The sequence below is a fragment of the Desulfosarcina sp. genome, from assembly GCF_033791525.1.
Lineage (GTDB): Bacteria > Desulfobacterota > Desulfobacteria > Desulfobacterales > Desulfosarcinaceae > Desulfosarcina.
Window position 1 is genome coordinate 1 of sequence record NZ_JASJGN010000393.1, and the last position, 13672, is coordinate 13672.

Annotated in this window: 13 protein-coding genes; 11 read left to right on the top strand and 2 right to left on the bottom strand. The window is 59.3% G+C overall.

The annotated features are described in order from the left end of the window. Positions 1–57: 57 nt before the first annotated feature. Together QNK41_RS19405 and QNK41_RS19410 are read right to left on the bottom strand one after the other, a co-directional pair. Positions 58–750, bottom strand: coding sequence for an HD domain-containing protein (locus QNK41_RS19405; RefSeq protein WP_319260371.1), 693 nt, complete (start codon positions 748–750; stop codon positions 58–60). Between the two features lie 79 nt (positions 751–829). Then, on the bottom strand, positions 830–1528 hold the full coding sequence (locus QNK41_RS19410; protein WP_319260374.1) for an MBL fold metallo-hydrolase: 699 nt from the start codon (positions 1526–1528) through the stop codon (positions 830–832). Positions 1529–1853: 325 nt separating this feature from the next. Here QNK41_RS19410 and mraZ point away from each other — a divergent pair, with 325 nt between their 5' ends. From mraZ to QNK41_RS19465, 11 genes are all read left to right on the top strand, one after another. Further along, on the top strand, positions 1854–2300 hold the full coding sequence (mraZ, locus tag QNK41_RS19415; RefSeq protein WP_319260376.1) for a division/cell wall cluster transcriptional repressor MraZ: 447 nt from the start codon (positions 1854–1856) through the stop codon (positions 2298–2300). Positions 2301–2303: 3 nt separating this feature from the next. After that, complete coding sequence (gene rsmH / locus QNK41_RS19420) at positions 2304–3242, top strand: 16S rRNA (cytosine(1402)-N(4))-methyltransferase RsmH (protein WP_319260379.1); 939 nt, start codon at positions 2304–2306, stop codon at positions 3240–3242. Further along, positions 3242–3601, top strand: a complete 360-nt coding sequence (locus QNK41_RS19425) for a cell division protein FtsL (RefSeq protein WP_319260381.1) — start codon at positions 3242–3244, stop codon at positions 3599–3601. The genes rsmH and QNK41_RS19425 overlap by 1 nt, the downstream gene beginning before the upstream one ends. Continuing rightward, positions 3598–5334 (top strand): penicillin-binding protein 2, encoded by a 1737-nt coding sequence (locus QNK41_RS19430; RefSeq protein WP_319260383.1) that lies wholly within the window; start codon positions 3598–3600, stop codon positions 5332–5334. The genes QNK41_RS19425 and QNK41_RS19430 overlap by 4 nt, the downstream gene beginning before the upstream one ends. Continuing rightward, complete coding sequence (locus QNK41_RS19435; protein WP_319260386.1) at positions 5331–6866, top strand: UDP-N-acetylmuramoyl-L-alanyl-D-glutamate--2,6-diaminopimelate ligase; 1536 nt, start codon at positions 5331–5333, stop codon at positions 6864–6866. The genes QNK41_RS19430 and QNK41_RS19435 overlap by 4 nt, the downstream gene beginning before the upstream one ends. A gap of 4 nt (positions 6867–6870) precedes the next feature. Further along, positions 6871–8286 carry a UDP-N-acetylmuramoyl-tripeptide--D-alanyl-D-alanine ligase gene (locus tag QNK41_RS19440; protein ID WP_319260389.1) on the top strand — a complete coding sequence of 472 codons (1416 nt, stop codon included), beginning with the start codon at positions 6871–6873 and terminating at the stop codon, positions 8284–8286. A gap of 229 nt (positions 8287–8515) precedes the next feature. Further along, positions 8516–9595, top strand: a complete 1080-nt coding sequence (mraY, locus tag QNK41_RS19445; protein WP_319260392.1) for a phospho-N-acetylmuramoyl-pentapeptide-transferase — start codon at positions 8516–8518, stop codon at positions 9593–9595. Between the two features lie 174 nt (positions 9596–9769). Beyond that, positions 9770–11158, top strand: a complete 1389-nt coding sequence (murD, locus tag QNK41_RS19450; protein ID WP_319260394.1) for a UDP-N-acetylmuramoyl-L-alanine--D-glutamate ligase — start codon at positions 9770–9772, stop codon at positions 11156–11158. Next, positions 11155–12279 carry a putative lipid II flippase FtsW gene (gene ftsW / locus QNK41_RS19455; RefSeq protein WP_319260397.1) on the top strand — a complete coding sequence of 375 codons (1125 nt, stop codon included), beginning with the start codon at positions 11155–11157 and terminating at the stop codon, positions 12277–12279. Before murD ends, ftsW begins: the two co-directional genes overlap by 4 nt. Next, on the top strand, positions 12266–13378 hold the full coding sequence (gene murG / locus QNK41_RS19460; protein ID WP_319260400.1) for an undecaprenyldiphospho-muramoylpentapeptide beta-N-acetylglucosaminyltransferase: 1113 nt from the start codon (positions 12266–12268) through the stop codon (positions 13376–13378). Before ftsW ends, murG begins: the two co-directional genes overlap by 14 nt. Positions 13379–13380: 2 nt before the next feature. Further along, on the top strand, positions 13381–13672 hold a 292-nt coding region (locus QNK41_RS19465; protein ID WP_319260404.1), incomplete at its 3' end, for a Mur ligase domain-containing protein.

The window sequence follows — 13672 nt, forward strand, 5'->3', positions numbered from 1 at the left end:
ACGCCGCAGTGACGAGGGGTGAAGCGTAACGCAGATATCGGACCTTTTACGAAACCGTCACCTTTCTCCTTCGTATTCTTCCATGAACCGGTCGAAAAATCCGGCCATGAACCGGTGTCGTTCGTCGGCCAGGCGCCGGCCCGTGACGGTAAGTATGCGGTCCCTGATTTTGCAGAGTTTCACTACGTATTCGCGGTATCCCGTGTCGTCGATGGAGTAGGCCGGTGCCCGGGCCACGTCCATCTCCGGGCTGTGCAGTCTGGCGCCCAGTTCGCCGGCAAACAAGAAGGCCCGGGCCACGCCCACGGCACCGATGGCATCCAGCTTGTCCGCATCGAACAGCACCCTGGCCTCCACGGTAAGGGGATTGTCGCCCCGGCGAAACCGGTGGGCGGCGATGCAGTGGATGATGTTCTCCCTGCGTTCGTCGGCCAGGGGGCAGGCTGCCAGCATCTCCCGGGCCATGGCGGCGCCTTTTTCCGCGTGGCAGAGTCTACCGTTGGCCCGGTCCTGGTGCCCACGGCCGATGTCGTGGAGGTAGGCGGCAGCTTCCGTAACCAGCAGGTCCGCCCCTTCGGCTGCACCGATGCGTCGGCAAAGCCGGTGCACCCTCAAGGTGTGGTCCCAGTCGTGGCTCCCTTTGGCCTGCGAGAAGTGTGCCCGGGCCTGTTCCCGGATGTATGCCAGGAGTGGGGTCACGGACTCGGTCATGATCCGTGCATCGCCGGAATGGGCGTGTACGGCGCACACGCGGACAATCGACCCACCCGGGCGCTTTTCAAAATCGCCCGGATCGCATGACGATCCGCAATCGCTTTTTCTTCTCGTCTCATTCGATGGACATGATGCCTTCCCACCGCTGGTATTCAGTGTCTGTGGGCAACCCTTTCGATTCCAGCAGGCGGATGATTTCCGGGTCGTTGAACCGCAGGTAAGGGTTGACGGCCCGTTCATCGTCCAGGGTGGAGGTCACATGGTGCCTGTCGTAGCGGTCGGCGTAGGCATCGATGGCAGCGTTGTCCGGAGTCAAGTGCCGGGCAAAGGCCAGTGATGCCGCCACATAATCGTGGCCGGCATAGATGCGGGTGGTCCCGGGGTAGCTCATGATAAGATGGATGGACCGGTAAAAGGCCTTCAAGTCACCGGAGAAGCAATTGCCCACCGTGCCGTTGAACAGGGTATCGCCGGTGACCAGACAATCATCGGCGGCAAAAACCACTGAATCCGAGGTGTGGCCCGGGGTCAGGCGGACGGTCACTGTCTCGCCCTCCAGGATGAGGGCGTCGCCATCGGCGTACCGGCGATGGTCGAGGTGAGCGGCCTTTGCTGCTTTCGCCAGCTGCCGAGTGCCGGAGGTATGGTCGCCGTGGCCATGGGTGTTGGTGACGGTCTCCAGTGTCAGGCCCTTTTGCCGGACAAAAGCCATGATTTCATCCACGGCGCCGCCGTCGATGGCCAGCGCACGGGTGCTCGCATACAGGAGGTATCCCAGATTGTCACCGCCATAAAAAAATTGCTTGATTTTCAATGGGCTGATTTCCGCCGTGGGTTTATGCCGGAGCAGAATTGGATTCTGCATTGATATCGATATATTAAACTGCGAGTCCAGGCAACAAAAAAAGCGTTCTCGGTCGTCTGCGGGTCAATGTCTGGGCGGTGGCCGCCAAAGCGAGCGATGATTGAAGAATTGATCCACTTTACTCCACCTTGTTGACGGTTGGGTTGATTTGTGTTTAACTTTCAAAAATTATTAGAAAAATAATACATCTTAAAAATGTTTTTTTCTTGACTATTCAGTAATTTTGTACTTTTATCCAAGAAGAGTGGACCAAAGTGGATAATATTGGTGAATAATGTTTCGGGGAAGCTCCTTTCATACCATTGACCCAAAAGGGCGGATTATCATTCCGACACGGTTTCGGGATGTGATCAAGGCCAGCGGAATCGACAGCATCATGATCACCCGCATGGACCGCTGCCTTTTTGCCTACACCCACGATCAATGGGGCAAGCTGGAACAGAAAATACTCGATCTGCCCGAAAAAAGCGAGGCCATGCGTCGATTTCAGCGCACATTTATCGGCGGGGCCCATGACTGCAAGTGTGACGCCCAGGGGCGGGTGTTGGTTCCGCCTTTTCTGAAGCAGTATTCCAAACTGGACAAGGAGATCGTCCTGGTTGGTGTAACGGCCCGTTTTGAGATCTGGTCGCGGGAAAACTGGGATCAGGAAAACGAATTGATGGAAAAGGATATGCGCGACGACCAGGTTCGGCGCGAGATCGCCCAGCTGGGGATTTAGCCCATGTCTGACTATCATGTCACCGCCATGCTCGAAGAAGCGGTGGACATGCTTGCTTGCCGGCCGGGCAAGATCATCGTGGACGGCACACTGGGCGGCTCCGGCCACGCCCGGCGAATCTGCGAACAGATCAGCCCTGACGGCGTTTTTATCGGTATCGACCAGGACAAGGACGCCATTGACCGGGCCCGCAGGGTCCTTCCCGCCGACGAACGCCGGATTCATATCGTTCACGGCAATTTTGCAGACCTGCCGTCGTTTCTTTCTCAACTGGGCATCGGTGCCGTGGATGGTATTCTCATTGACATCGGGCTTTCCCTTCATCAGATCGAGGCCAGCGGCCGCGGTTTCAGTTTTAATCGGGATGAACCCCTGGACATGCGCATGGATGTCCGGTCTGACGTTACGGCGGCCGACCTGCTGGCATCCATGGATGAACGGGAACTGGCGCAGACGTTCAGCCGTTACGGTGAAGAACGCTGGGCCGTGCGGATCGCCCGGCATCTGGTCGCGCAGCGCAAGACGCTTCCGGTGACCACCAGTGGCCAGCTGGCCCGCCTGGTGTCGGAAGCGGTTCCGGCCGCCGCGGCGCGCAAACAGAAGATCCATCCCGCCACCCGGGTTTTCATGGCTCTGCGTATCGCCGTGAACCGGGAACTCGAGGTGCTGGATCAATTTCTGGAAACGGCTGTGGATCTGCTTAATCCGGGAGGCCGCCTGTGTGTGCTCTCCTTTCATTCCCTGGAAGACCGGATGGTCAAACACCGGTTCCGGACCATGGAGCGCCCGTGCACCTGCCCGTCGACGTTTCCCCAGTGTGCGTGTGGACGTCAGGCAAGGGTGCGGTTGCTGACGCGCAAGGTGCTGCGGCCCACCGATGCGGAGATCCGGAAAAATCCCATGGCCCGCAGTACGCGTTTTAGAGCCGTGGAAGCGGTGTGATGGCAGCAGCGAGCCAAACCAGTAGCCCCAAGACGGAAAACAGAGGCCGGGTGGGGCAGGGCAGCAGCCGAAACCGGAGGCTGAGGCCGCCGAGGAAAACCATGACCGGCCTCTGGATCGTTTTGATGGTTTTGTTTTTTGTGGAGGCCCTGTTTTACGCCTGGTGCCGCGTTCAGTGCGTCAATGCCGGATACGGCATCGACAGGGAAAACAATCGGCACCAAGCACTGCTCAAGGAGCGGAATACCCAGAGAATTGAATTGGCCCGGCTCAAATCGCCGGAGCGGATCGAAACCATTGCCCGGACCCGTTTGGGACTGGTCATGCCGGATGCGCAACAGACGGTGACACTTCCATGACAACATCGGCAACCACACGGACACGGCTGCGGACCGGAATCGTAGGTGCGCTTTTTCTGACGGCCCTTCTGGCCATCAGTGCGCAGGCGATCCGGCTGCATGTATTCGAGGGCGCATGGCTTTCCGAGCGGGCGGCCCGTGAGTACGAAGGTGCCATGGTGGTTCAGGGCAAACGGGGCGCCATTACCGATCGCAACGGCAGCCCGCTGGCTGTGAGCATCGACAGTCCGTCAATAGCCGCCTATCCCCGCCAGATGGCCGATCGCCAGGCGGCGGCCAGGCAGCTGGCCAAAGCCCTGAATAAGCCGCAACGGGACGTGTTCAAGAAGCTGGATCCGAAGCGCTCCTTCGTGTGGCTCAAGCGCCAGGCCACGCCTCGCCAGGCCGAAACGGTTCAGGCGCTGGGAATCAAGGGAGTCGACTTTATCAGCGAGCACAGCCGCTACTATCCCAACAAGACGCTGGCGGCTCAGCTGGTGGGGTTTTCCGGAATAGACGGCCACGGCCTGGAAGGAATGGAGTTCTATTTCGATGCCACCCTGAAGGGAGGGGAACAGGAAATCACCATTCTCAAGGATGCCCTGGGGCGTCGGTTTGAGGGTGCCGGGATGCCGGCAACCCTGGCCGGGGGGCATAATGTGGTGCTGACCATCGACCGCACGATCCAGCACATTGCCCAGAAAGCCCTGGAGGCCTCCGCTACCGAGTATGCCGCCCAATCGGGCATGGCCATCGTCATGGCGCCGTCCACCGGTGAGGTGCTCGCCCTGGCGCACTACCCGTTTTTCAATCCCAACAGTTACCGGTCTTTCGAGCGTGAGTTGTGGCGAAACCGGGCGGTCACCGATCCGTTCGAGCCCGGTTCCACCATGAAGATGTTCAGCGCGGCAGCTGCCATCGACAGCGGCGTCTGTTCGCCGTCCACCATCTTCTACTGTGAAAACGGGGAATACCGGATCGGCAGGAACACCATCCACGACACCAAATCCCACGGGTGGCTGTCATTACAGCAGATTGTCAAGTACTCGAGCAACATCGGATCGGTAAAAATAGCGGAAAAGCTCGGACCCCGTCAGCTTCACGCGTATTTGAACGCTTTCGGGTTCGGCCGGCGCTCCGGCATCACCTGTCCCGGTGAAACTGCCGGCAGCCTCAGCCCGTTCAAGTCCTGGTCCGCCATCGATGCGGGGGCCATCTCATTTGGGCAGGGCGTATCGGTGTCTGCGATCCAGTTGATTGCGGCAGCATCGGCCATTGCCAACGACGGGCTGCTCATGAAACCGATGCTGGTCAAGGAAATTACGGGTCGAAACGGAGAGACGGTGAAACGTTTTTCTCCCGAACCGGTTCGGCGGGTGGTTTCTTCCCACACGGCCGCCACGGTGCGGCGAATCCTTAAAACCGTGATTACTGAGGGTGGTACCGGGGTGAATGCGGCCCTTGAGGGGTACTCCGTGTGCGGCAAAACCGGCACCGCCCAGAAGATCGACAGCAGCGGCACCTACGCGAAGGGGCGGTATCTATCCTCTTTCGTGGGGCTTGCCCCGGCCGATCAACCGGAACTGGCCATCCTGGTGCTTCTGGACGAGCCAACGGTCCAGACCTACGGCGGCATCGTGGCGGCACCTGCCTTCCGCCAGATCGCACTGGAAACGTTGAGCTATCTCAATATCCCGCCGGGACCCGATGCGGATCGACTGCGGGTATCCCGGGGAAACAGGGCTGACGGATGAAGCTTTCATTGCTTACGGATCAGTTGAGCGTCGAAGCGACAACCGGTGCCCACCCATCCCTGGATCCGGATGTAACCGCCGTCTGCTACGATTCACGCAAAGTGACCCCGGGGGCAGTGTTTGTAGCCATCGAGGGGTTTGACGCAGACGGCCATCGCTTTATCCCGGAGGCCGTCAAGCAGGGTGCAGTGGCCGTGATCTGCCGCATGCCAGTGACGGCCGACGCGGTGGTGATCCGCGTGGCGGATCCCCGGGCCGCACTGGCTCAGTTGTCATGCCGGTTCTACGGCCAGCCGGCAGACCGGCTGACGCTGGTGGGGGTGACCGGCACCAGCGGCAAGACCACTGTCACCTACCTGGTGGAGCAAATCCTGGAGAAGGCCGGTCATCGACCGGGTGTGGTGGGGACGATCAACACCCGCTATGCCGGCCAGGTGTTCTCGAATCCGGTTACCACGCCCGAATCCCTCGAGCTTCAGGAGATGCTTCGGCAAATGACAGACAGCGGGACCACTCATGTTGTCATGGAGGTCTCGTCCCATTCTCTGGATCTGCATCGCGTAGACGGCTGTCGCTACGATGTGGCGGTCTTCACCAATCTGTCCCATGACCACCTGGATCATCACGGCACCATGGACCGCTATTGGCTCAGCAAGAAGCGGCTGTTCATCGACTATCTGAAACCGGCGGACAGCGGTAATCCGGTTCGCGCCGTGGTCAATGCAGACGATCCCAGAGGAAGAGAACTGGCCGCGGCCCTCGGGCCCATGGTCCTGAGAACCGCTGTATACGGAGACGGCGACATTGTTCCACTGGGCGTGGTTCGTGATCTGGCGGGCATTCGTGGCAGCATCGTCACGACGAATGGCGAGATTCCCTTCGATTCGCCACTAGTGGGGGATTTTAACCTCGAGAACATTCTCAGCGCCGCCGGTGCGGCACTGGCCCTGGGGATTCCAACGGCAACGATTGCCGCGGGTATCGATGCCACCGGATGTGTGCCCGGACGGCTGGAGCGGATCCTGGAAGGGGGCGAACGGTTTATTTTCGTGGATTATTCCCACAAGCCGGACGCGCTGGAAAACGCCATCTCGGCCCTTCGGGCGCTCACGGCGGGACGCCTGATCACCGTTTTCGGATGCGGAGGGGATCGGGATCACTCCAAACGACCGGTAATGGGAGAAATTGCCGCCCGGCTGAGCGACCTTACCGTGGTCACCTCGGACAACCCCCGATCGGAGGATCCGCTTACGATTATTGCCCAGATAGAGGCAGGGGTACGCGAGGTTTGCACCCGGCGATTGTCGGCCGATGCATTGACGGCCGGGTGGCAGGAAAAAGGCTATCTGGTGGAACCGGACCGGCGAGCGGCCATTGCCGCGGCCATCGCGGCGGCCGATGCGGGCGATGCCGTGCTGATTGCCGGCAAAGGACACGAAACCTATCAGATCCTGGCCGGCGAAACCATCCATTTCGATGACCGGGAAGTGGCCCGCCAGGTGCTGGCGACCATAAACGAGGCCGGAGCATAATACCATGAGGCCATTTGGGTGGACTGCTGAACAGGTGCTGACGGCAACCGGCGGATCCCAGATTTCAGGATCGGCGGACATGGCCTTTGCCGGCATCGGTATCGATTCGCGAACGATCGATCCGGATGGCTTGTTTGTGGCCATAGCCGGTGAATCCCACGACGGGCACCGTTTTGTGGCCGATGTGCTGGATCGCGGCGTCAAGGGTGTGGTGGTGGCCGACGACCAGGTGGCCAACCTTCCCATGGCGCGAATGGCTGCCGCCGGCAAGGTCTGTATCGCGGTGACCGACACCACCCGGGCCCTGCATGCGATGGCCCGCTTCAACCGCAACCGGGGAAACCTCAAGGTGCTGGCCATCACCGGATCCAACGGCAAAACGTCGACCCGCATGCTCATGGACCATGTGATATCCAAAACGTTCTCGACCCTGAGCACCAGCGGCAACCTGAACAACCACATCGGTCTGCCACTGACGCTGTTCAGGCTGGCACCGGGACACCAGGCCGCCGTGCTGGAACTGGGCATGAACCATGCCGGCGAAATCAGCCGCCTGGGCCGCATCTGCGAGCCGGATGTGGGCGTGATCACCAACGTGGGGCCGGCCCATTTAGAAGGGCTGGGCACCATCGAAAACGTCGCTCGGGCCAAAGGGGAACTGCTCCACACCATCCGCCCCGGTGGCACGGCCATTCTTAACGCCGATGATTCGCGTGTTGCGGCTCTGGCTGCCAGCGTGGATCGTCCGGTGATTTTATTCGGCAGTGCCGGCGCGGCGCAGGTTCGGGCAGACGATGTCCGCCTGACCCAAGCGGGCATGGCCTTTACCCTGTCCACGCCGTCGGGTTGCCGGCCGGTGACCCTGGCCACCCCGGCGCGGGTGATGGTGTCAAACGCCCTTGCTGCAGCAGCCGCCGGCGTGGTGATGGGCGTGCCACTGGACCATATCCAGGCGGGGCTGGAAGCATTTTCTCCCCAGGCTGGGCGCATGGCGATACGAGTGCTTGGCGGGGGTATTCGCCTGGTGGACGACACCTACAACGCCAACCCCGACTCCATGGTTGCGGCCATCGAGACCCTGGCGTTGATGCATCGCGACCGTCGCACCATTGCCGTGCTCGGCGACATGCTGGAGTTGGGACCGCAATCGGCGGACCTGCACCGGCACATCGGGCGGGCTGCCGGTGATGCCCGGCTTGATCGGCTGTATGTCGCCGGTAATTTCGCTGCCGCCGTGGCCGACGGAGCCATGGACCGGCAGATGACAGCGGACCGGATCTTTTGCGGAACCAAGGCTGCGATCATCGAGCAGTTGAACCACGAACTTCAAGCCGGCGACCTGATCCTGGTGAAAGGGTCCCGCGGCATGGCCATGGAAGCGGTGGTCGAGGCAATTGTCAGCTGGGCGGACAAACGATGATGACGAGATTCGTAAAACCTCCGATATCGGCGTTACGCTTCATCCCTCGTCACTGCGGCGTACCGTCAGTACGCTGCCTTCGGCACCCGCGAAAGCGGTATTCTCGGGATTCGCAAGCCTTGATCTCGGACCTTTTACGAACCCGCGGGAAAGAGGACTTTTTAGGCTTTCATGAAATGATGAAATTGGCAGATCGGCAAACCGACTTACAGGGGCACGACGCCAACAGATGATCTATCACCTGCTATATCCGCTGCATACGACCTTTGCAGCCTTCAACGTGTTCCGGTACATCACCTTCCGGACCATCTACGCCAGCCTGACGGCCTTTTTGATCTGTTTTCTGCTTGGGCCCTGGGTGATCCGGCGCCTTTCCATGATGCAGGTGGGGCAGTTCATCCGGGAGGACGGGCCCAAGGACCACTACAAAAAGGCCGGCACACCCACCATGGGCGGCGTGCTGATCATTTTTGCGGTAGCTGGTTCCACCCTGCTGTGGACCGACCTGACCAACCGTTATGTGTGGATCGCCCTGCTGGCCACCCTGGGTTTCGGCGCCATTGGTTTTGCCGACGACTACCTGATGCAGGTGAAAAAGCGCAACCTGGGTTTGACGGTCCGCCAGAAGTTGCTTCTGCAGGTCCTTCTGGCATTGCTGGTTGGATTCCTGGCATACATGGTGCCCGAATTCTCAACCAAACTCAGCGTGCCTTTTTTCAAGCGGCTGACCCCGGACCCGGGATGGGGATACATTTTTTTCGCTGCCCTGGTCATCGTGGGGGCGTCAAACGCCGTAAACCTGACCGACGGACTGGACGGCCTGGCCATTGGGCCGGTGATCATCGCCGCCGTCACCTATATGATTTTTGCCTACGTTGCCGGTCATGCGCGCATCGCTGACTACCTGCAGATCACCCCGGTGGCTGGATGCGGGGAGATCACGGTTTACTGCGGTGCACTGGCCGGCGCCGGATTAGGGTTCTTGTGGTTCAACGCATACCCGGCCCAGGTGTTCATGGGTGATGTGGGCTCACTATCCATGGGGGCGTCGCTGGGCACCGTTGCCGTGATCACCAAGCAGGAGATTCTGCTGGCGCTGGTGGGCGGTCTGTTTGTCATCGAGGCCCTTTCCGTGATCTTTCAGGTGGGATTTTTCAAGATGACCAAGGGGCGCCGCATTTTTCGAATGGCGCCCATCCACCACCACTTTGAACTGAAAGGGTGGCCGGAACCGAAGGTGATCGTGCGATTTTGGATCATCGCCATTGCCCTGGCCCTGATTTCGATGAGTACGCTGAAGCTTAGATAATAAATAACAAAAATCAAAAACCAAAAATCAAATAAATCACAATGACAAAATTCAAAATTCCAAACCTCATGATCTCGAAGAAAGGTTATTCCAGTTTGAGATTTGGATATTGCAATTTGGAATTTATTTGGAAATTGGTGCTTGTTATTTATAAAAAATTAGATGTGTTCAGCTATGTCTGAGAAAAAGTTGCCCCATCCCATGGATCTTCAAAATAAGCAAATCGTAGTGGTAGGCCTGGGTCGGTCCGGGGTGGCAACAGCCCGGTTCCTTGTCAACCAGGGTGCCCGGGTAACGGTGACCGATCGTGCGCCGGCTGAAACCCTGAAAGCCCCAGTCGCGGCGCTGGAGGGATTAAACGTCCAAATGAAGCTGGGTGGGCATGATGCGCTGGATTTTGAAACCGCCGATCTGGTGGTGCTGAGTCCCGGTGTGCCTCACACCCTGCCGATGCTGGAACCGGCCTGGGCCAAAGGAACCCCGGTTATCGGAGAAATGGAACTGGCCGCCGGGTACATCACCGAGCCGATTCTGGCGGTGACCGGCACCAATGGAAAAACCACGACAACTGAACTGGTAGGGAACATGCTAAGAAAAAGCGGAAAGAACGTGTTTGTGGGAGGAAACATCGGCACACCGCTCATTGCATACGTGGACGGTGCAGATGCCCGGGCCGATGTGGTGGTGGCCGAAGTGAGCAGTTTCCAACTGGACACCATTATCGATTTCAGGCCGGATACCGCCGTGGTGCTCAACATCACCGACGATCATCTGGACCGGTATCCGACTTTTTCAGCCTACGCGGATTCCAAGTGGCGGATATTCGAAAACCAGCGGCCCAGCGATGTGGCGGTGCTCAACGCCATGGATGCCACGGTGGCCGCCATGATCAACAACCGTCCCCCCAATGCCTGCCAGAAACTCTATTCGGATGGGGCCATCGCTAAGGGGGCACAGATACTAAAGGATAAGATCCTTCTGATCGATGCGGACCGGCAGACGGGTAGTTTCACCTTGGACAAGTCCGGTCTCATCGGGCCCCACAACCGGGAAAACACGGCTGCTGCCTGTTTGGCCGCCCGTGAACAGGGCGCCTCTGATGGAGGCATCCAGCAGGCTATCGACGAATTCCAGGGGCTTTCCCACCGTCTGGAAACGGTGGGGCGGGTGCGCGGTGTGCGTTTTGTCAACGACTCCAAGGCCACCAACGTGGATGCGGTGAACCGGGCGCTGGAGTGCTTCGATGCGCCGGTGATCCTGATCATGGGGGGGCAGAACAAGAAGGGGGACTTCACCGGTCTCAAATCCCAGGTGCGCCGCCGGGTCAAAACCCTGGTGGCCATGGGGGAAGCCAAAGACGAGATCGTTACCGCCCTGGCCGGGGACCCGGAAAAGGGAATCCTTGAGGCCGGGTCCATGCAAGAGGCGGTTGAAAAGGCCTTCGGTGCGGCTGTTGACGGGGAAATCGTACTGCTTTCTCCCGCCTGTGCCAGTTTCGATAGGTTTGACAACTATGCCCAGCGGGGTAACCGTTTTCGGGAAATCGTGGAAAGGCTGGGATGACCGCAACTGCCAAGCGAAACGGGGTTCAACCGTTGGTCTACGACCTGGGGCTGCTGTTTCCCGTTTTGCTGCTGGTGGGCATGGGTATCGTCATGGTTTACAGTGCCAGTTCCGCCCTGGCCATTAAGAAGTTTGGCAACGGTTATTTCTTTTTGCAAAAACAGGCCATGTTTTCCCTGATCGGTATTGTGGTGCTGGTGGTCTTCAGTTACATCCCGTTCCGCCTTTACCGTGTGCTCGTTTATCCCGTTCTGGCGGCGGCCATCGCGATGCTGGTGGCGGTGGTCTTCTCCGGATTGGGCGTGACGGCCGGCGGATCCGCCCGGTGGCTGCAACTCGGGCCGGTCCAGTTTCAGCCGTCAGAACTGGCTCGATTGGCCCTGGTCATCTACATGGCTTACTCCATGAGCAAGAAAGGTGAACAACTGCGGGATTTTTACGTCGGATTTTTGCCCCATTTTCTGGTTCTGGGTCTCTTTACGGGGTTGCTGCTGGTTCAGCCCGATTTTGGGTCGATAGTGATTTTTGCCGCATTGACCTGGATCATGCTGTTTGTCGGCGGATGCCGCATCACCCACCTGCTGTCGGTGGTTGTGGTGCTGGCGCCCATGGCCTGGCTGTTCATGACCCAAGCCGAATACCGGGTCAAGCGGCTGATGAGCTTTATGGATCCCTGGCAATACCCGGCGGACGAGGGATACCAGATCGTCCATTCGCTGATGGCATTCGGCACCGGGGGAATCACCGGCGCGGGCATCGGCAAGGGATATCAGAAACTGTTCTATCTTCCCGAACCACACACGGATTTCATCTTTTCCGTGGTGGGGGAAGAACTGGGGCTCATCGGGGTCATGACCGTGATTCTGCTATACGGCATCATGCTCATGCGGGGTATCCGCATCGCCCGTCATGCACAGGATCGCTTCGGCTCCCTGCTGGCCATGGGCATCACGGTGACCCTGGGCCTTCAGGTCTGCACCAACATGGGGGTGGCGCTTGGAATGCTGCCCACCAAAGGGTTGACCCTTCCCTTTCTCAGCTACGGCGGGACGAGCCTGCTGATCAACATGGCGGCGGTGGGGATCATGATGAATATCGGAGCGCGGGATGCACGATGCTGAACCCGAAAAGGCCTGGCGGCCGCTCAAGGTGGTCGTTGCCGGTGGCGGCACCGGCGGGCACCTGTTTCCCGGAATTGCCATTGCAGGGGAGTTTGCCGTGAGAAATCCGCAAAGCCGGGTCCTCTTCGTGGGTGCCGGTCGGCCATTCGAAAAAGACGCCCTGGCCCGGGCTGGCTACCCCCAGCGAACCATCGCCATCGAGGGGATCAAGGGAAGAGGATGGTGGGCAAAGGCGCGGGCGGCCATGAAAATTCCCGGCGCCCTGTTCCGATCGGCGGGCATTCTGGCCGAGGTGCAGGCGGACCTGGTGGTCGGGGTGGGCGGTTACGCTGCCGGACCGGTGGCGCTGGCCGCCTGGATAAAAGGCATCCCGGTGGTTCTGTGTGAGCAGAATACCGTGCCCGGCATCACCAACCGGATTCTTTTCCCGATAGCCAAACGGGTTTATGTCAGTTTCGAAAATACCCGTGGAAAGATCGATCCATTGAAGAAACGCATCACCGGCAACCCGATACGCCAGCAGATTCTGGACGCATCGACTCATGAAGCAAAAGAGAAAAACACGTTCACGATCCTGATCGTGGGCGGCAGCCAGGGGGCTCATGCCATCAACCTGGCAGTCATGGACGCCTTGCCGCACCTTCGGCAGTGCGGGAAAATCCAAATGGTCCACCAGACCGGCGCCGAGGATCAGGATCAGGTCGCCGATGCATATGCGAAAGCCGGGATGAATGCAGAAGTGAAGGCATTTTTTCATGATATGGCATCACGATACAGCCGGGCGAATCTGGTTGTCTGCAGGGCAGGCGCCACTACGGTGGCCGAGTTGACCGCGCTGGGCAAACCGGCACTGTTCATTCCCTATCCCTTTGCTGCGGACAACCATCAGGAACATAACGCCCGGGCCCTGGTTGACAAGGGTGCGGCAGAAATGGTGCTCGAACGGGAATTGACGGGGGTGGACTTGGCGCGGCGTCTGGACGCCTGGGCCGGCGAACCCGATCTGCTGGCGGCTATGGCATCAGCGTCCAGAATGCTGGGGAAACCGGACGCCGCCCGATCCATCGTGGATGACTGTTACCAACTGGTGGAAAGATAACCATGTATCTGAAAAAATACCATATCCATTTTGTGGGCATTGGCGGTATCGGCATGAGCGGCATCGCCGAACTGCTTCTCAACCTGGGCTATCGGGTTTCGGGCTCCGACGTGAAGGCCTCGGACATTACGGTCAACCTGGCGCGGTTGGGCGGCATCATCCACATCGGTCACCGGGCTGAGCAGATCGTCGACGCCGATGTGGTCGTGGTCTCTTCGGCTATCGACAGGCAAAACCCGGAAGTGTCCGCCGCCCGGCAGGCCGCCATTCCGGTGATTCCCCGGGCCGAGATGC

Bases quoted from the DNA above. Each gene is read 5' to 3' on its own strand.
- mraZ (WP_319260376.1), top strand. From the start codon at position 1,854: ATGTTTCGGGGAAGCTCCTTTCATACCATTGACCCAAAAGGGCGGATT.
- rsmH (WP_319260379.1), top strand. From the start codon at position 2,304: ATGTCTGACTATCATGTCACCGCCATGCTCGAAGAAGCGGTGGACATG.
- QNK41_RS19425 (WP_319260381.1), top strand. From the start codon at position 3,242: ATGGCAGCAGCGAGCCAAACCAGTAGCCCCAAGACGGAAAACAGAGGC.
- QNK41_RS19430 (WP_319260383.1), top strand. From the start codon at position 3,598: ATGACAACATCGGCAACCACACGGACACGGCTGCGGACCGGAATCGTA.
- QNK41_RS19435 (WP_319260386.1), top strand. From the start codon at position 5,331: ATGAAGCTTTCATTGCTTACGGATCAGTTGAGCGTCGAAGCGACAACC.
- QNK41_RS19440 (WP_319260389.1), top strand. From the start codon at position 6,871: ATGAGGCCATTTGGGTGGACTGCTGAACAGGTGCTGACGGCAACCGGC.
- mraY (WP_319260392.1), top strand. From the start codon at position 8,516: ATGATCTATCACCTGCTATATCCGCTGCATACGACCTTTGCAGCCTTC.
- murD (WP_319260394.1), top strand. From the start codon at position 9,770: ATGTCTGAGAAAAAGTTGCCCCATCCCATGGATCTTCAAAATAAGCAA.
- ftsW (WP_319260397.1), top strand. From the start codon at position 11,155: ATGACCGCAACTGCCAAGCGAAACGGGGTTCAACCGTTGGTCTACGAC.
- murG (WP_319260400.1), top strand. From the start codon at position 12,266: ATGCACGATGCTGAACCCGAAAAGGCCTGGCGGCCGCTCAAGGTGGTC.